The sequence below is a fragment of the Paraburkholderia sp. RL18-101-BIB-B genome, assembly GCF_046026985.1.
GTDB lineage: Bacteria > Pseudomonadota > Gammaproteobacteria > Burkholderiales > Burkholderiaceae > Paraburkholderia.
The window spans coordinates 54,485-71,535 of sequence record NZ_JARESV010000010.1 but is presented as its reverse complement, the minus strand read 5'-3'; the positions used below and the strand labels follow the sequence as shown (position 1 = coordinate 71,535).

The following is a 17,051-nucleotide window of genomic DNA, read 5'->3' as shown; positions in this document are numbered from 1 at the left end:
TATTTCGCCTATGTCCTGAATTGCAAAGCAACATTGCGAGTGGTAGAACGTTAAAGGCCCCACTCAGAGCCCCGGATGAACCGAATCACTGACCTCAATGATCTTCGACTCTTCGCTGAAGTCGTCGAGCACGGAAGCTTCACGGCAGCGGCCCGCAGCCTCGGCGTACAGACGTCGAAACTCAGCCGGCGTGTTCGCGCACTGGAGGAAGAGCTTGGCGTTCGTCTGCTCAATCGCACCAGCAGGAGCCTGTCCCTGACGGAAACCGGGCGGCGGTTCCATCAGCATTGCCTCGCCCTGGTGGCGGAATCGAGGGCCGCCAAGGATTTTGTGGACCAGACACGCTCAAAGCCGCAGGGCACCATACGGATAAGCTGCCCCGTGGGACTGCTGACCTCCGGCATCTCCACAATCATTGCGCAGTATGTCCAGGACAACCCGCAGGTGCAGGTGCTCGTCGATGCAACCAACCGTCGCGTGGATGTGGTCGAGGAAGGTCTGGACTTCGCCATCCGGGTCAGGCTTCCCCCTTTGGAAGACACCGATCTCGCAGTCAGGCAACTAGGCTTATCCGTGCAGATTCTGGTCGCCAGTCCGCAACTGGCGGCGCGCCATCCGGTGCCCACGTCCCTTGAGTCGCTCGAAGAATGGCCCACGCTCGCCATGTCCAGCAGCAGCGAGCGCTTCGCGTGGAACCTGGTGAACGCCGAGGGCCGCACGACATCATGGGCGCATCAACCTCGCCTGGCGACGGACGATCTGGCGAGCTTGCGGATTGCGGCTTTGCGAGGCGTCGGCGTGGCCATGCTGCCCCGTGAACTGGTCGACGCCGATATTCACGCCGGCCGGTTGCAGCACTTACTGGCGGGCCTGGCCACGACGCCGGGCCTCGTTCACGCGATCTTCCCCACACGACGCGGTATGGTTCCGGCCGTCCGGCAACTACTGGACGCCCTGGTTTCGGGGTTCGAAGATCTGAACCGGAAGTGATAGTGCGAGCGTAATTGCCTGAGGCTTCGCGAATGGCCTCACGTCGATAAATGCTGCTCAATATGTATCGTCTCTGACGATAGGTCTCATCGAAACATATAGGCTTCTTCCTCGACACGCCAACGCTTACTCTTCCCTCCACTTGATCTGAGATCTTCTCTCACGATTTAACGCAGGATTCCTACGTGTGACCTTCAATACAAACTCTTCCGGCTCATCTTCCTTGACACTTAGTCCATAAGGAATAGTTCATGCAAAACGTCCGTGCCGGTAACGCGCTCATTCCGGCCATAGGCTTTGGCACCTACGGGATGAATGGCGACGACATCTATCGAATGATTCCCGCCGCCCTTCGTGCTGGCTTCCGCCATATCGACACCGCGCAAATCTACCGTAACGAGGCCGAGATCGGCGAGTGCGTCGCCGAATCCGGCATTCCAAGAAGCGAAATATTTCTGATGACCAAGGTCTGGGTCAGCAACTACTCCGCAAGACACTTCGATGCGTCCGTGAACGAGAGCCTGCGCAAACTCAAGACGGACTATATCGACCTGCTCCTGCTGCACTGGCCTGGCTCGGATGTGCCGTTGACCGAACAGATCGCGGAGCTCAATGCGGTCGTGCGCGCCGGCAAGGTCCGGCACATAGGCGTGAGCAATTTCAACCGTGCATCGATGACGGAAGCTATCCGGCTTTCGGCGGCTCCGCTGGTCACGAATCAGTTCGAATACCACCCGTACCTGAACCAGTCCTTGCTCATCGAAAGCACGCGCCAGGCCGGGCTTGCCGTGACAGGATATTGCGGCATGGCGATTGGCCGCGTGTTCTCGGACCCGACGCTCATGGAGATCGCGGCCCGTCATGACAAAACCATCGCCCAGATCGTCTTACGGTGGCTTGTTCAGCAGTCCGGCGTGGTAGCGCTGTCGAGAACCACGCGGGTCGATCGACTGGCACAAAACCTGGCGGTATTCGACTTCGAGTTGGACGGTGCGGACATTGCCGCCATACACGCATTGGCGACGGCAAACAGCCGAATCGTAGATCCCCCCGGTCTTGCCCCGCTGTGGGATAGCACGGGCGCTTGACGACCTGGTCCCCGCCGCGAGACCGGAAGCACAACAGCGTGATCGATCATCATTTTGCGCTGTGCGAGCCGGCTTTACCGAGTGTTCCCAATGGCCGCTGCCATGATCCGTTCAAGGGGGTTTACCCGCTACGACACGAGGCCTGTCTCGAACACGGCGGGTATTTTCTGGTAAGAGAATTTAAGGAGTGAATGGCGAACCACGCATTGACACCGGTCAGCCGCTGGCAGCCATTCGCGTCGTCAGCGATACCGGCTGATCTCCAAACCGGAACCCACCGGCAACGATAGACTCGTCATGCCCGGCTTCGAGCGAACCGCGCGGATATAGCGCAACGCGTTCTCGCCGCCCGGCCGAATCATATCGTCAGCGACGATGATCGCCCCCGGATTGAGCTTCGGATAAAACGCGTCGAGACACGGCACATAGAGATCTTTCCAAAGATCGATGAAGACGAAATCCAGCTTGAGCGGCATGTCCTCGATCAGCGTGACCGCATTGCCGACCTTGAAGTCGACGTAAGCGGCAAGGCCGGCGCGGGTCGTCATCTCGCGTGCATAGGCCGATTTGTCGTCGTGCAATTCCATGGTGGTCACACGGCCGCCCGCGACCCGCGCCGCTTGCGCGAGCCAGAGCGTCGCATAGCCATCCGACGTGCCGAGTTCGAGAATGTGCGGCGCGTGCAGGCTTGCCGCGAGGATGTTGATGAAACGCGCGGTCTCCACGCCCGCCGCGGGAACGTGGCGACCTTTCGTTGCCTTCTGCTTGCGTCGCGGGCGCGGCTTGCGTTCTTTCGTCTGCTCTTCATCTGCGCGCTCCTGATAGGCGTCGAGCACGGCCAGAAAGTCCGGGTCCATCCGTCAGCGGCAACCAATCGCGCAGCCGAGCAGACTGAACGCGCCGACAATCCCGACGCCCGCGCCGAGCCCGAACGTTTCGAGCGACGTGGCGCAGCCCTGCAGAGCGCAGGCGCACGCCAGCGTGGCCACCATGAGAAGTTGCCGGGTGCAGCTGCGCGCCGGGCGGCTGTATCGACTCCTGTGGATCATCGTTCCCCCTTCCGTGTTGATTGGCCTGAGCCAACGCGAAATCGCTGAAACGAGTGTAGCCAGCGCACTTCGCGCAAAACGGTCGAATACCGGGGGCAAAGACGGAGCCGCTTACAAAAGCTTGCGCAGACGTATTCAGCTTCTGTTCGGCGCAGCCCATGAAGTCACGGCCATTTCATCGCAAATGCCGGTTTTCCCACATACCGCCAGCTTACGACTTGTCATCCTGAAGGCTCAGGCGTGTGTATGGCGGGAGATGGCTATGTCGGTCTATGTCGATGAAGGGTTCAGGCCCTGTGTGACGGAATGCGCGACGGTCGCGTTCCGGGTGTGCTGTGATGATCGGGCGCAGATTTTCGAGGTCAGCGCCGAGGCACTCGTGGCCTATTGTGGCGCGGCGAGCAAGCGCAAGGAGGATCTACTCGTCGCATTCGAAGGTGCGCAACTGGAAATCCTTTCGGTCGCCGCGCAGAAGTGGGCCTTCAGACCGACGGAGCCGGTGCGTCTCGGCCTCGACGAATTCCGAATGGTCAGACATTAAACCGCAGGTATGCCAGAATCGCATCATGACCTGGATCGCCGCCCTGCCGATGTATAACGTCACGCCCGCGCTCGACCTCGAGTGGCGCGAGTGGCTCGCCGACGTGCTGCGCATGGTCAAGCCCGCGTGCCGCATCGTCGAACCGGACGAGGAATTGCACGGCTTCTGGCGGCGCCCCAATCTGCTGATCTCGCAGACTTGCGGTTATCCGTTGATGCACGGCTTGCACGAACAGGTTCAACTGATCGCGACGCCGCGCTTCGACGCGCCGGGCTGCGAGGGGGCGCATTATTCGAGCGTGCTGGTGACGCGCGCGGACGCGCAGTTCGACACGCTCGCGGCCTGCCGCGGCGCACGCGCCGCCTACAACCAGGACGATTCGAATAGCGGCATGAACGTGTTTCGCCACGCCGTGGCGCCGCTTTCGAGCGGCGGCATGTTCTTCAGCTCAGTGTTGCGAACCGGCTCGCATCTCGGCTCGCTGCGCGCAGTGGCGGAAAATCGCGCGGACGTCGCCGCGATCGATTGCGTGACCTTCGCTTTCGTGTGCGATGAAATGCCGGAACTGGCCCGCCAGGTTCGCCGGATCGGCACGACTGCGCCGTCGCCGGGCTTGCCTTTGATCGCCTCCGACACGGTGCCCTCGGCGACGATCGAGGCATTGCGCGAAGCGCTGAACGAGGCGCTCGCCAATCAGCCCGAGCGCGCGAAACGCCTGCGTTTGCAGGGCTTTTCCGTGTTGCCGCCCTCGGACTACGAACGCATCGAGCAGCTCGAAAACGAAGCGCGCGCCGTCGGCTATACGCGCCTCGCCTGAGGCCTGAGCCGCGGATTTAGTGCTGCTGCACGTCCAGCACCAGAAGCTGCGCGCCGTCGGCAACCTGATCGCCGACCGCATACAGCACCTCCGACACCGTACCGGCCGCCGGCGCACCGATGGTGTGCTCCATCTTCATCGCTTCCATCACGATCAGCGGCGTGCCCTTCTCCACCACGGTGCCCGGCTCGACCAGCACCGCGATCACCTTGCCGGGCATCGGCGCAGTCAAACGGCCTTCGCCGCCTTCGGCGTCCGCGGCGTGCGCAAGCAGGTTCTGCCACTCGAACGAGAGCGCTTCGCCGAGGCAGAACACATGGAACGTATCGACGTCGACGAACACGCGGCCCGTTGCGCGCGCGTCGCCGATCGTCGCGCGGAATTCGTGCGGACCGCTGCCGTCCGACCAGCTGAAATCCTCGCGCACGCCGTTGTGTTCGAGCGTTTGCGTGTTGCCGTCGCGCGCGAACGTGACGGTGAAGTTGCTTTCGCTGTCGTTACCCGTCCTACCGCTGTCCAGATCGCGCCAGCCGAGCGTCTGCGTATAGCCGCTATTCAGGCGCCAGTGCGACAGCGCATCCCACGGCGACGCGCCGTGCGCCGTGCCGCCCTCGCGCTTGAGCAACGCCGCGCACGCCAGCGCCAACGCTTCCTTGAATGGCTTCTTGCGCGGCGCGAACAGGGCGTCGTGATGACGTTCGATCAGGCCCGTATCGAGATCGCCCGTTGCAAACGGCTCGCTCGCGACGATGCTTTGCAGGAACTCGACATTGGTATGCGGGCCGACCACCGCGCATGCATGCAGCGCGCGGCTCAGACGCGCGAGCGCCTCCTCGCGCGTGGCGCCGTGCACGATCAGCTTGGCGATCATCGGATCGTAGAACGGCGTGATGGTGTCGCCTTCACGCACACCGCTGTCGATGCGCACCGGCGCCTTGCGTCCGGGCTCGCCGAGACCGGCCGCGTCGATGGCGAACTCCACGCCATCCGGCATCCGCAGATGCTTGAGCGTGCCCGTCGACGGCAGGAAGCCGCGCGCCGGATGTTCGGCGTAGATGCGCGCTTCGATCGCGTGACCATCGATTTTCAGCTGGGCCTGCGTAAGCGGCAGCGGTTCATCGGCGGCGACGCGCAGTTGCCATTCCACCAGGTCCTGGCCGGTCACCATCTCCGTGACCGGATGCTCGACCTGCAGGCGCGTGTTCATTTCCATGAAGTAGAAGTCGCCCGTGCCGGTCATGATGAACTCGACCGTGCCCGCGCCGACATAATTCACCGCGCGCGCGGCCGCCACCGCCGCCTCGCCCATTTCGCGCTTGATTTCACCGGACAATCCGGGCGCGGGCGCTTCTTCCAGCACTTTCTGATGCCGCCGCTGCACCGAGCAATCGCGATCGAACAGATAGACCGCGCCGCCGTGCCGGTCCGCGAACACCTGCACTTCCACGTGACGCGGCCGCGTCAGATACTTTTCGATCAGCACGCGATCGTTGCCGAAGCTGCTTGCCGCTTCCCGCTTGCATGAAGCCAGCAACGCCGCGAAATCCTCGCTGCGTTCGACCACGCGCATGCCCTTGCCGCCGCCACCCGCGCTGGCTTTGAGCAGCACCGGATAACCGATCGCATCCGCCTCGCGATGCAGCAGTTGCGGATCCTGATCGTCGCCGTGATAACCCGGCACGAGCGGCACGGCGGCCGCATGCATCAGTGCCTTCGCGGCGGCCTTCGAACCCATCGCGGCGATGGCCTCGACCGGCGGCCCGATGAAGACGATGCCGGCCGCTTCGCAAGCATGCGCGAAGTCTTCGTTCTCCGACAGGAAGCCGTAGCCCGGATGCACCGCCTGCGCGCCGGTGGCGCGCGCGGCTTCGATAATGCGCTCGACGCGCAGATAGCTTTCCGCGGCTGTCGAGCCGCCGATGTGCACTGCCTCATCGCACGCGGCCACGTGTTTCGCGTTGGCGTCCGCATCGGAATAGACGGCCACGCTCGCAATGCCGAGCCGCTTGCAGGTCGCGGCGACGCGGCACGCAATCTCGCCCCGGTTGGCAATCAGGATCTTGTTGAACATGAAGTGTCTCGATGAAGTGTGCCGTTTTTTCGGGGCTGTTGTTCTGGTCAAGGCGCGGCGCGCGCCCTGGAATGTGTGCTTCAGTTGCGCCAGGCAGGCGTGCGTTTTTCGAGGAACGACGCGACGCCTTCGCGCCCTTCCGCGCCGGCACGCGTGCGCGCGATACGCGCCGCCGTGTCCTCGATCATCGCAGCGTTCAACTCATGGCCCGCGATGTCCTGCACGAGCTGCTTGCACGCGCGCACCGCTTGCGGACCGTTCGCGCAGAGCGTCTCGGCAATCTGCTGGATAGTGGCGTCGAGTTGCTCCATGCTCACCGCTTCGCTGACGAGCCCGAGGCGCAATGCCGTCGCGCAATCGAATTGCTCGGCGGTCGTGAAATAGCGGCGCGATGCCTGCTCGCCCAGCGCGCGAATCACGTACGGCGCGATGGTGGCTGGAATCAGACCGAGGCGCGCCTCCGAGAGGCAGAAGCGCGCGCTGTCGACAGCCACCACGATGTCGCACGCCGAGATCAAACCCATGCCGCCCGCGTACGCGTCGCCGTTGACGCGCGCGATCACCGGCTTGTTGCAGCGATAGATCGACGACAACATGTTCGCGAGCAGCATCGCGTCGGCGCGGTTCTCGTCGTCCGAGTAGCCGGCCATCTTCTTCATCCAGTTCAGATCCGCGCCCGCGCAGAACGCCTTGCCGTTCGCGGCGAGCACCACCGCGCGCACGTCGTCGCGATCGTTGAGCGCGGTGAAGGCCGCGGTCACTTCGGCGATCATCGTTTCGTTGAACGCGTTGCGCACGTCCGGACGACTCAATGTGACCGTCGCGACCTGGCCGGCGAATTCGACATTCAGTGTTTCGTATTGCATCGTCGCTGCTCCCGCGCTTGGTCGCGCATCGTCACATTCTGAACACGCCGAAACGCGTGTCTTCGATCGGCGCGTTCATCGCGGCGGACAAGCCAAGACCGAGCACATCGCGCGTTTGCGCCGGATCGATCACGCCGTCGTCCCACAGGCGCGCGCTCGCGTAGTACGGATGGCCCTGATGTTCGTATTGATCGCGAATCGGCTGCTTGAACGCCTCTTCTTCTTCAGCGCTCCACGAGCCGCCCTTGCCTTCGATGCCGTCGCGCTTGACGGTGGCCAGCACCGACGCCGCCTGCTCGCCGCCCATTACCGAGATGCGCGCGTTCGGCCACATCCACAGGAAACGCGGCGAATACGCGCGACCGCACATGCCGTAGTTGCCCGCGCCGAACGACCCGCCGATGATCACCGTGAACTTCGGCACCTTGGCCGTAGCCACCGCCGTCACCATCTTCGCGCCGTTACGCGCGATGCCTTCGTTTTCGTATTTGCGGCCCACCATGAAGCCGGTAATGTTCTGCAGGAACACGAGCGGAATCTTGCGCTGGCAGCACAGCTCGATGAAGTGCGCGCCCTTGAGCGCGGACTCCGAAAACAGAATGCCGTTGTTCGCGATGATGCCGACCGGATGCCCCCAGATATGCGCGAAGCCGGTGACAAGCGTGGTGCCGTAGCGCGCCTTGAATTCGTCGAATGCCGAATCGTCGACGATCCGCGCGATCACCTCGCGGATATCGAACGGCTTGCGGGTATCCACGGGAATCACGCCGTACATGCTCTTCACGTCGTAGCGCGGCGGTTTCGGTTCCTGCAATGCCACCGGCACCTGCTTGCCGCGATTCAGATTGCCGACGATGCTGCGCGCAATCCCCAACGCATGCGCGTCGTTCTGCGCGAGATGATCGACCACGCCCGACAGACGCGTATGCACGTCGCCGCCGCCGAGATCTTCGGCGCTCACCACTTCACCGGTGGCGGCTTTCACCAGCGGCGGACCGCCGAGGAAAATCGTCCCCTGATTCTTGACGATGATCGACTCGTCGCTCATGGCCGGCACGTAGGCGCCGCCTGCGGTACACGAACCCATCACGACGGCGATCTGCGGAATGCCCGCTGCGGACAGATTCGCCTGATTGTAGAAGATGCGGCCGAAGTGATCGCGGTCCGGAAACACGTCGTCCTGGTTCGGCAGATTCGCGCCGCCCGAGTCCACCAGATACACACAGGGCAGATGATTTTCAGCGGCAATTTCCTGCGCCCGCACGTGTTTTTTCACGGTAACTGGATAGTAGGTGCCGCCCTTGACCGTTGCATCGTTGCAGACGATCACGCACTCCTGCCCGGCGATCCGACCAATGCCGGTGATCACGCCCGCGCCCGGCGCATCGTTGTGATACATGCCGTAGGCTGCGAGTTGCGAGAACTCGAGAAACGGCGTGCCCGGATCGAGCAGCTTCTCGATGCGATCGCGCGGCAGCAGTTTGCCGCGTCCCGTGTGTTTGTCGCGCGCCGCCTGACCGCCGCCCAGCGCCAGCTTCTCGACCTTCGCGCGAAGGTCGGCGACCAGCGCTTCGAGCGCCGTCGCGTTGGCGCGGAAGTCGTCCGAGCGCGGATTCAGCTTTGATTCGATGATCGGCATTACGGGCTTCTCCTGTCGATCGGAGTTAGTGCTTCAGCACTTACTCCGATCCCATGCAAGGTAATTGCTTTCGCCGCTTCTTTATAGGCTTGCGCTGACACGCAGCGTGACGCGCCGTACGATGTATGGTGCGCTGCGAAGTGCACTAAGTGCACAACCGCTCAGGCCGTTTCGGCGAACAGTTCGCGGCCGATCAGCATGCGGCGGATCTCGCTGGTACCGGCGCCGATTTCATAGAGCTTCGCGTCGCGCCACAAACGGCCGACCGGATACTCGTTGATATAGCCATTGCCGCCGAGAATCTGGATCGCCTCGCCGGCCATCCACGTGGCTTTTTCCGCGGTGTAGAGAATCACGCCCGCGCAGTCCTTGCGCACCTGGCGCACGTGTTCCTTGCCGAGCGTGTCGAGTTGACGACCCACCGCATAGAGATACGCGCGGCACGCCTGCAGCGTCGTGTAGAGGTCCGCCACCTTGCCTTGAATGAGCTGGAATTCGCCGATCGGCTGACCGAACTGCTTACGGTCGTGGATATACGGCACGACCGCGTCCATGACCGCGACCATGATGCCGGTCGGGCCGCCTGCGAGCACGGCGCGTTCGTAGTCGAGGCCGCTCATCAGCACCTTCGCGCCGCCGTTCAACTGGCCGAGAATGTTTTCTTCCGGCACTTCCACGTCCTGGAACACCAGTTCGCCGGTATGCGAGCCGCGCATGCCGAGCTTGTCGAGTTTCTGCGCAACGGAAAATCCCTTCATGCCCTTCTCGACGATAAACGCGGTAATGCCGCGCGAATTCGCTTCGGGATCGGTCTTGGCATAGACGACCAGCGTGTCGCAATCCGGGCCATTGGTGATCCACATCTTCGTGCCGTTGAGCACGTAGTGGTCGCCCTTCTTCTCCGCGCGCAGCTTCATGCTGACCACATCCGAACCCGCGTTCGGCTCGCTCATGGCGAGTGCGCCGATATGTTCGCCCGACACGAGCTTGGGCAGATACTTCTGTTTTTGCGCTTCCGTGCCGTTGCGATGAATCTGGTTGACGCACAGATTCGAATGCGCGCCGTACGAGAGACCGACCGACGCCGACGCGCGCGAGATTTCCTCCATGGCGATCATGTGCGCCGTATAGCCCATGTTCGCGCCGCCGTATTCCTCCGAGACCGTCATGCCGAGCACGCCCAGATCGCCGAACTTGCGCCACAGGTCCATGGGAAACTGATCCGTGCGATCGATTTCCGCGGCACGCGGGGCGATTTCTTTGGCAGCGAATCCCGCGATGCTGTCGCGCAGCATTTCGATTTCTTCGCCGAGCGGGAATTGCAAACCGGGCAGGTTGCTCATTGCTGTGTCTCCAGAGTTCGTTGGCGGCCGGCCGTGAGTGGGCGCCGGCTGGTCCGGTTGCGGCTCGGCGGACGGCGGCGGCCTTGTGGGCCGCCTCTGTCGTCCCGCACGAGGCGCGAAACGTTCAAGGCGCATTTCACGCTAGATTTACGTAAGCGTCAATAGGTATTTTTGAGTGTTACTCAGAAACTGAAGCGACCGCCTACAACATCGCTGTGGCGTGATAGCATCGCAGTCATCAAACTTATTCCGCACCTTTACGAGCCGAATTCGCCTCACAAATCTGAACTGAACTCATATGACGGTTGCCACGAAGGCCGAGTTACCCGCCTCGCGCCGCCAGCCGGCCGGGCGCAAGTCGCAGCAGCGCGTGAAGGAGATCCTTCAGGCGGGGCGCGACGTGTTCTCCGAAAAGGGCTACGAGCGCGCGACAACGGCCGAAATCGCGCAGCGCCTCGGCATTTCCGAGGCGACCGTGTTCAGCTATTTCCGCGGCAAACGCGAGCTGTGCGCGCGGGTGATCGGCGACTGGTACGACGAGATCATCGACGCGATCGAATCCGGCTTGCCGCGCGACGGCAATGTGCGCCAGCAGTTCGCGTTCATCGTGCGCACGCATTTGCGGCTGATGCTGGTCAACGGCACTGATCTGTGCGCGCTGGTGTTATCCGAAGGTCGGGCCCGGCATCATGAGCTGAGCGAGGCGCTCACGGAGTTGCAGCGCCGCTATACCGCGCCGTTGATGCGCGTACTGGCGCAAGGCCAGGAGAGCGGGCAGATTCGCGCCGACATGCCACTGCGCCTGTTGCGCTCGATGGTGTTCGGGCCGATGGAGCATGTGCTGTGGGACGCTACGCTCGCGAACCGGCATATCGATATCGATGCAACGGCGGATCAACTCATCGACGTTTTGTGGGCAGCGCTGACGCCGCCAGATCTGGCGGTGAGCGCATTGCAGCAGTTCAGAGTGGAAGTGGCGGAGGCGAACCGGCGGTTCGAAGAGGCGGCGCGCGGTGCAAAGGATATGTCTCGCGGCAACGAATAGCGGGCGCATTTCCTGCGTTTGCCTCACTTCTGTTCTTCGTCGAAAAAACGGCTAATCTACTGCTTCCCGGTCGAAGTCAGATGGAGACGCCAAGTGCCGAAAGAATCAGCCGCAAAGATCGCCAAGCCAGCCAAGACCTCGAACATCCGCATCGGCATAGGCGGCTGGACCTACGCGCCCTGGCGCGGCACCTTCTACCCGCCCGACCTCACGCAAAGGCGCGAACTCGAATACGCGAGCAAGAACCTCACATCGATTGAAATCAACGGCACGTTTTACGGATTGCAAAAACCGGCGAGCTACGAGAAGTGGTACCAGGAAACGCCGGACGATTTCGTCTTTTCGCTGAAGGCGCCGCGCTACGCGACCAACAGAAAAGTCCTCGCCGACGCGGGCGAAACGATCGAACGCTTCTTCGGCAGCGGCGTGCTATTGCTCAAGCAGAAGCTCGGCCCGGTCAACTGGCAATTCGCACCCACCAAAAAATTCGACAAGGAAGACTTCGAAGCCTTTCTGAAGCTACTGCCGGCCAGTATTGAAGGCCAGAAGCTCAGGCATGCGATCGAAGTCCGCAACGACACCTTCAAGACGCCGGACTTCATCGCGCTCGCCCGCAAATACAAAGTCGCCGTGGTACTGGCGGGCGACAGCGAATACCCGCAGATCGCGGACATCACCGCGCCCTTCGTGTACGCCCGCATCATGGGCACGACGGACAAACAGGCCAAGGGCTATTCGACTAAGGCGCTCGACACGTGGGCCGAACGCGCGCGGCAATTGGCGGCAGGCACGACACCGGACGATCTGGAAACCTCGGCAGAAGCGCCCGCGAAAACAGCCACACGCGCGGCCGCACTGGACGTCTATCTCTACGTGATCAGCGGCTTCAAGGAACGCAATCCGGCAGCCGCCATGGCGCTGATCAAACGTCTCTGACACGCGCCGCCCGGCCGCATCGCGCGAGTGTCATAATCCCGGCAGCGAAGACAAGCACGATCAACGCACCCACACTCATGCAGTCAGGCCGCGAGGCCACTTCATCACCAAGGTCCGGGAGAATATTTTGAGCGCCATCGACAATCCTTTGCACGATCAGGAAGTCGGCTCGGCCGACGCCACCCAGGACACCACGCGCATCGACGACGTTCGGATCGGCGCGGTCCGTCCACTGATTTCCCCTGCGCTGTTGCAGGACGAGTTGCCGGTGCCGCCTTCGGTGCAGACTCTGGTCGAGAAAACCCGCGCGGAAATCGCCGATATTCTGCATGGCCGTGACGACCGGCTCGTGATGATCGTCGGGCCGTGTTCGATTCACGACCACGATCAGGCGATCGAATACGCACACAAACTGAAGGTCGCCGCCGACACCTACAAGGAAGATCTTCTGATCGTGATGCGGGTCTACTTCGAGAAGCCGCGCACCACGGTCGGCTGGAAAGGCTATATCAACGACCCGCGGCTGGATGGCAGTTTCCGCATCAACGAAGGTCTGCGTCTTGCACGGCAACTGCTGCTCGACATCAACGGTCTCGGCTTGTCCACGGCCACCGAGTTTCTCGACCTGCTGAGCCCGCAGTACATCGCCGACCTGATCGCGTGGGGCGCCATCGGCGCGCGCACGACGGAGAGCCAGAGCCATCGTCAACTGGCGTCAGGTCTGAGCTGCCCGATCGGTTTCAAGAACGGCACCGACGGCGGCGTGCAGATCGCCGCGGACGCGATCGTCGCCGCGCGCGCGAGCCACGCGTTCATGGGCATGACGAAAATGGGCATGGCCGCGATCTTCGAAACGCGCGGCAACGACGACGCGCACGTGATACTGCGCGGCGGCAAGAAAGGGCCGAACTACGACAGCGCGTCGGTGGAAGCCACCTGCGTGGCGCTCAAATCAGCGGGTTTGCGCGAGCAGGTCATGGTCGACTGTTCGCATGCGAACTCGGGCAAGTCGCACTTGCGTCAACTGGAGGTGGTGCAGGATCTGGCGCAGCAGTTGTCGCAGCGCGAGCGCCGCATCATCGGCGTCATGCTGGAAAGTCATCTGGAAGAAGGCCGTCAGGATCTGAAGCCAGGCGTGCCGTTGCGTCACGGCGTATCGATCACGGATGCCTGCGTCAGTTGGGCGCAGACCGAGCCGGCGCTCGAGACGCTCGCCGAAGCCACCCGCAAACGTCGCGCCGGCTGAGCGCGAGCCGGGACGCAAGCGCTGAGTCGGGCAACCCCCAGGAAGCCCCTTGGGGAGAGCACAAAAACACACGCGCCGCACCAGCCGCCGATCGATCCACCTTACCGGGGTTGGGCAGCGCGTGATTCCTCACGCCCGATGCATCGCTCGCCGCGCGCCAGTTTGGCGCGTGTGGATGCTCCGGCGTGAAGCGCGTTGCATTAAGACGCGTTGACGGCTTCCTTGAACGCCTTGCCAGCGGTGAACTTCACCGTCTTGGCAGCCGCGATCTGGATCTCGGCACCCGTCGACGGATTACGGCCCACGCGTGCTGCGCGCGCGCCAGTCGAGAAAGAACCGAAACCGACCAGTTGCACCGTATCACCACCCACCACGGCTTTGGTCACCGCTTCGACGATCGCGTCGATGGTTTGGCCGGTGGCCGCTTTGCTTTCGCCCGTCGCTGCGGCGACTGCATCAATCAGTTCCTGTTTGTTCATAGCACTTCCCGTATGGTAATCATGGAACCGGCGCCACATCTGTTGCGCCGGGACCGACACACTAACGCATAGGCGCGGGTTCGCGCAAACCTTGGGTGTAAGCCTTGTATCACCCGCCCACAGGGAATTTGACGATTTTTTCATGCAAAGTGCCATAAGAATCGCGCGCTTACACGTTTCTTTGGCTCGACACGGCTTTTTGCGTTATCACAATCCGTTGCAATTTCAGTGCTTTAGCGCGTCCCAAGCCGCCACCAGCGGGCTTTTTTACTATGTTATGGTGGATCGCAGAAAGTCGGAATTTGGCAGGCGCGGCGTCCGGTAAATAAAGAATCCGGGAGGAATAAAAAATGAATTTTCGCCATATTGCAACATGTGCACTGCTCGCCGCGACGTCCTGCGCGGCCCTCGCAGCCGACGACAAAAGCTGCGCCACGCTCGTCGGCACGGCAAATTCACCCGCTCCGCAGAGCTTTCACGTACGTGACGGCGAGCCGGTCGACCTCGTCAGCAGCACTGGAACCGTGCACGGCAAGCTGCTGGTTTTTGGCGACAGCGGCGTTTTCCGCGCCTATTGGCAGCCCGAGAACAGCCCGGAGAAGTATGTGCTGGCGAATGCCGGCATGAATACCGTGCGGCTCGTCTCTACGCCGCCACAAGGCACGCCGGCACAGAACGGCCAACCCGGCACGACGCTCACGCCGCAACGCGTGCTCTCCTGTCCGGTACTTTGATGCGACGAGCCTGTCACTTCGGCCGTTCGAACGCGGCACAAATGACCCATCACGCATCGTAAGCAGGTCGGACTTACCGCTTATTCGCGAGGCAATCGATTTCTATCTGACACGCCCTCAAGGTCCCACCCGTCCTGCCGATATACAAAGCTGCGTGTGCTGCGCAAACGTTTAAAGGAACGGGGATGGTTCTGTTAGCCAAATTGAGGGATGCGCTGTCGGTCGCGGAACGCGACCCCGAGCTCGTGCGTTCGCAGCTCGAAGCATTCAGCCACCAGGTCCCGCTTCTCTATTTCATTCTGCTCGTCAATACGGCGGCCGTCGCCATCACGCACGTCAGCTGCGCGCCGGCATGGTTGTCGATCTACTTTCCCGCGACGCTGTGCACCCTGTGCATCATCCGTTGCATACGATGGTGGCGTCTTCGGCACCGCCCCCTGACTCTCGACAAGGCAGTGTCCGAACTGCGCAAGCTGACCTGGCTTGCCGGCCTCTTCGCCGTCGCATTCAGCAGCTGGTCGTTGCTGCTCTTTCCCTACGGCACCGCGTACGAACAGACGCAGGTCGCGTTTTACATGGCGACGACGCTGGTCGGCTGCGTGTTCTGCCTGATGCACTTGCGCGCGGCTGCCATGCTGTTGCTGTCGATCGTCATCCTAAGCTTTTCGACCTTTCTGGTTTTCACCGGCTATCCGGTTTTCATTGCGATGGCCGTCGACATGACGTTGGTCGGCGTCGCGCTTGCCTTCATCATTCAGCTGTATTGCCGGACCTTTGCCGACGTGGTGCACGCGCAGCGCGAGTTGCAGGCGAGCCAGCAAAAAACGCAGCGCCTCAGCGACGACAACTTCCGGCTCGCGAGCATCGACAGTCTGACGGACCTGCCCAACCGGCGCAGTTTCTTCGCCTCGCTGCGCGCTTTGTCCGAGCAGGCGCTCGGCACCCGCGGCGGCTTCAATGTTGGGCTGATCGATCTCGACGGCTTCAAACAGGTCAACGATATTTACGGCCACGCCTGCGGCGACCTCGTTCTTCAGGAAGTCGGCTCGCGTTTGCTGGCGCTCGCCGAGCCCGGCATTTTCTTCGCGCGCCTCGGTGGCGACGAGTTCGGCGTGCTCGCGCAGCACAAACTGGCGAACGAGACGCTCGTCGAATTGGGCGAGCGCATCTGCGAGGCGCTCGGTCAGCCCTATCGAGTTGCCGGCAACGTCGCCGAGTTGTCGGGCACGATCGGCTGGGCCGCGTTCCCTGAAGCCGGCACGACGGTGGCCCAAGTGTTCGAACGCGCCGACGCGGCACTATACGTGGGCAAGGAAAGCCGGCGCGGCACGCCGGTCATCTTCTCCACCGAACATGAAACGCGCATCCGGCGTTCGAGTCTCGTGACCCAGGAACTCCGCCATGCGGACCTCGAGTCGGAACTGTTTCTGGAGTTCCAGCCGATTTACGACGTCGTCACGCAATGCACCCTCGGCCTGGAAGCGCTCGGGCGCTGGCACAACGCACGGCTCGGCGCGGTCAGGCCGGAAGAATTCATTCGGATTGCCGAGCGTACCGAACTGATTCTGCGCATCACGGAAGTGCTGCTGCACAAAGCGCTCGACGAAGCGGCGCGCTGGCCGTCCGAGCTTTATCTGTCGTTCAATCTGTCGGCGATCGATATCTGCACGTCGGCGCGCGCCCGACGGCTGATCGATATCGTCATGGCAAGCGGCGTGCCGCCGCACCGCGTGTCGTTCGAAATCACCGAGACCGCCGTGACGCGTGATTTCGAACAGGCCCGCTGTTCGCTCACCATGATCAAGAAAGCCGGCTGCCGCGTGTCGCTCGACGACTTCGGCACCGGCTATTCGAGCCTCAGCTATGTGCATCGCCTGCCCTTCGACACGATCAAGATCGACCGCAGCTTCATGACGGACGTGGATACTAATAGCGCGTCGAAGAAGATCGTCAAGTCGGTGCTCGACCTGTGCCGCAACCTTGGGCTCGAATGCGTGGTGGAAGGACTCGAGACGGCGTCGCAAGTCGAGGTCGTCAAGGCGCTAGGCGCACGCGCGGTGCAGGGTTATCTGTTTAGCCGGCCGATGCGGGCAAGCGCGATCGCCGCCTATTTGCAGACGGCGCGCGGGCACGATTTTGCGATTGAGGTCCAGCCGTAGTCCTATCGTTCCGCGACACGGTGCGGTGCTGAACCCGCTTCACCGTCG

At 62.3% G+C, this 17,051-nt stretch carries 16 protein-coding genes; 9 read left to right on the top strand and 7 right to left on the bottom strand.

The features are described from left to right. Window positions 1-75: 75 nt before the first annotated feature. Window positions 76-990, top strand: a complete 915-nt coding sequence (locus tag P0D73_RS17065; protein WP_408178178.1) for a LysR substrate-binding domain-containing protein — start codon at window positions 76-78, stop codon at window positions 988-990. A gap of 251 nt (window positions 991-1,241) precedes the next feature. Continuing rightward, on the top strand, window positions 1,242-2,078 hold the full coding sequence (locus P0D73_RS17060) for an aldo/keto reductase (protein ID WP_408432204.1): 837 nt from the start codon (window positions 1,242-1,244) through the stop codon (window positions 2,076-2,078). 242 nt (window positions 2,079-2,320) lie between these two features. Here P0D73_RS17060 and P0D73_RS17055 read toward each other — a convergent pair whose 3' ends face one another. Further along, window positions 2,321-2,935, bottom strand: coding sequence for an O-methyltransferase (locus P0D73_RS17055; RefSeq protein WP_408178180.1), 615 nt, complete (start codon window positions 2,933-2,935; stop codon window positions 2,321-2,323). A gap of 3 nt (window positions 2,936-2,938) precedes the next feature. Further along, window positions 2,939-3,070 (bottom strand): hypothetical protein, encoded by a 132-nt coding sequence (locus P0D73_RS17050; protein WP_408432202.1) that lies wholly within the window; start codon window positions 3,068-3,070, stop codon window positions 2,939-2,941. A 319-nt stretch (window positions 3,071-3,389) separates the two neighbouring features. On the opposite strand from P0D73_RS17050, the gene P0D73_RS17045 reads away from it, so the two are divergent. Together P0D73_RS17045 and P0D73_RS17040 are read left to right on the top strand one after the other, a co-directional pair. Further along, window positions 3,390-3,668 (top strand): DUF1488 family protein, encoded by a 279-nt coding sequence (locus tag P0D73_RS17045; protein ID WP_132379356.1) that lies wholly within the window; start codon window positions 3,390-3,392, stop codon window positions 3,666-3,668. Window positions 3,669-3,693: 25 nt separating this feature from the next. Then, the gene (locus P0D73_RS17040) at window positions 3,694-4,485 is read left to right on the top strand and encodes a phosphate/phosphite/phosphonate ABC transporter substrate-binding protein (protein ID WP_132377546.1); all 792 of its coding nucleotides are present in this window, start codon (window positions 3,694-3,696) and stop codon (window positions 4,483-4,485) included. A 16-nt stretch (window positions 4,486-4,501) separates the two neighbouring features. Here P0D73_RS17040 and P0D73_RS17035 read toward each other — a convergent pair whose 3' ends face one another. From P0D73_RS17035 to P0D73_RS17020, 4 genes are all read right to left on the bottom strand, one after another. After that, window positions 4,502-6,556: an acetyl/propionyl/methylcrotonyl-CoA carboxylase subunit alpha gene (locus P0D73_RS17035; protein WP_408432200.1), complete on the bottom strand. Its 2,055-nt coding sequence runs from the start codon at window positions 6,554-6,556 to the stop codon at window positions 4,502-4,504. A gap of 80 nt (window positions 6,557-6,636) precedes the next feature. Beyond that, window positions 6,637-7,422 carry an enoyl-CoA hydratase/isomerase family protein gene (locus P0D73_RS17030; protein ID WP_408432198.1) on the bottom strand — a complete coding sequence of 262 codons (786 nt, stop codon included), beginning with the start codon at window positions 7,420-7,422 and terminating at the stop codon, window positions 6,637-6,639. 31 nt (window positions 7,423-7,453) lie between these two features. Further along, window positions 7,454-9,061, bottom strand: coding sequence for a carboxyl transferase domain-containing protein (locus P0D73_RS17025; protein ID WP_408178183.1), 1,608 nt, complete (start codon window positions 9,059-9,061; stop codon window positions 7,454-7,456). Between the two features lie 161 nt (window positions 9,062-9,222). Next, on the bottom strand, window positions 9,223-10,404 hold the full coding sequence (locus P0D73_RS17020) for an isovaleryl-CoA dehydrogenase (RefSeq protein ID WP_132377550.1): 1,182 nt from the start codon (window positions 10,402-10,404) through the stop codon (window positions 9,223-9,225). 298 nt (window positions 10,405-10,702) lie between these two features. Here P0D73_RS17020 and P0D73_RS17015 point away from each other — a divergent pair, with 298 nt between their 5' ends. The 3 genes from P0D73_RS17015 to P0D73_RS17005 all read left to right on the top strand — a co-directional run bounded on the left by P0D73_RS17015 (window position 10,703) and on the right by P0D73_RS17005 (window position 13,631). Continuing rightward, window positions 10,703-11,449, top strand: coding sequence for a TetR/AcrR family transcriptional regulator (locus P0D73_RS17015; protein WP_408432196.1), 747 nt, complete (start codon window positions 10,703-10,705; stop codon window positions 11,447-11,449). 93 nt (window positions 11,450-11,542) lie between these two features. Then, on the top strand, window positions 11,543-12,385 hold the full coding sequence (locus tag P0D73_RS17010) for a DUF72 domain-containing protein (RefSeq protein WP_408432194.1): 843 nt from the start codon (window positions 11,543-11,545) through the stop codon (window positions 12,383-12,385). A 127-nt stretch (window positions 12,386-12,512) separates the two neighbouring features. Further along, window positions 12,513-13,631 carry a 3-deoxy-7-phosphoheptulonate synthase gene (locus tag P0D73_RS17005; RefSeq protein ID WP_408178185.1) on the top strand — a complete coding sequence of 373 codons (1,119 nt, stop codon included), beginning with the start codon at window positions 12,513-12,515 and terminating at the stop codon, window positions 13,629-13,631. Window positions 13,632-13,831: 200 nt separating this feature from the next. On the opposite strand, the gene P0D73_RS17000 is transcribed toward P0D73_RS17005, so the two are convergent. Further along, window positions 13,832-14,110 (bottom strand): HU family DNA-binding protein, encoded by a 279-nt coding sequence (locus P0D73_RS17000; RefSeq protein ID WP_006049832.1) that lies wholly within the window; start codon window positions 14,108-14,110, stop codon window positions 13,832-13,834. A 350-nt stretch (window positions 14,111-14,460) separates the two neighbouring features. Between P0D73_RS17000 and P0D73_RS16995 the strand changes: the two genes are divergently transcribed. Both P0D73_RS16995 and P0D73_RS16990 read left to right on the top strand, forming a co-directional pair. Further along, window positions 14,461-14,844, top strand: coding sequence for a hypothetical protein (locus tag P0D73_RS16995; protein ID WP_408178186.1), 384 nt, complete (start codon window positions 14,461-14,463; stop codon window positions 14,842-14,844). Window positions 14,845-15,029: 185 nt separating this feature from the next. Further along, window positions 15,030-17,003 (top strand): putative bifunctional diguanylate cyclase/phosphodiesterase, encoded by a 1,974-nt coding sequence (locus P0D73_RS16990; protein ID WP_408432192.1) that lies wholly within the window; start codon window positions 15,030-15,032, stop codon window positions 17,001-17,003. Window positions 17,004-17,051: the final 48 nt, after the last annotated feature.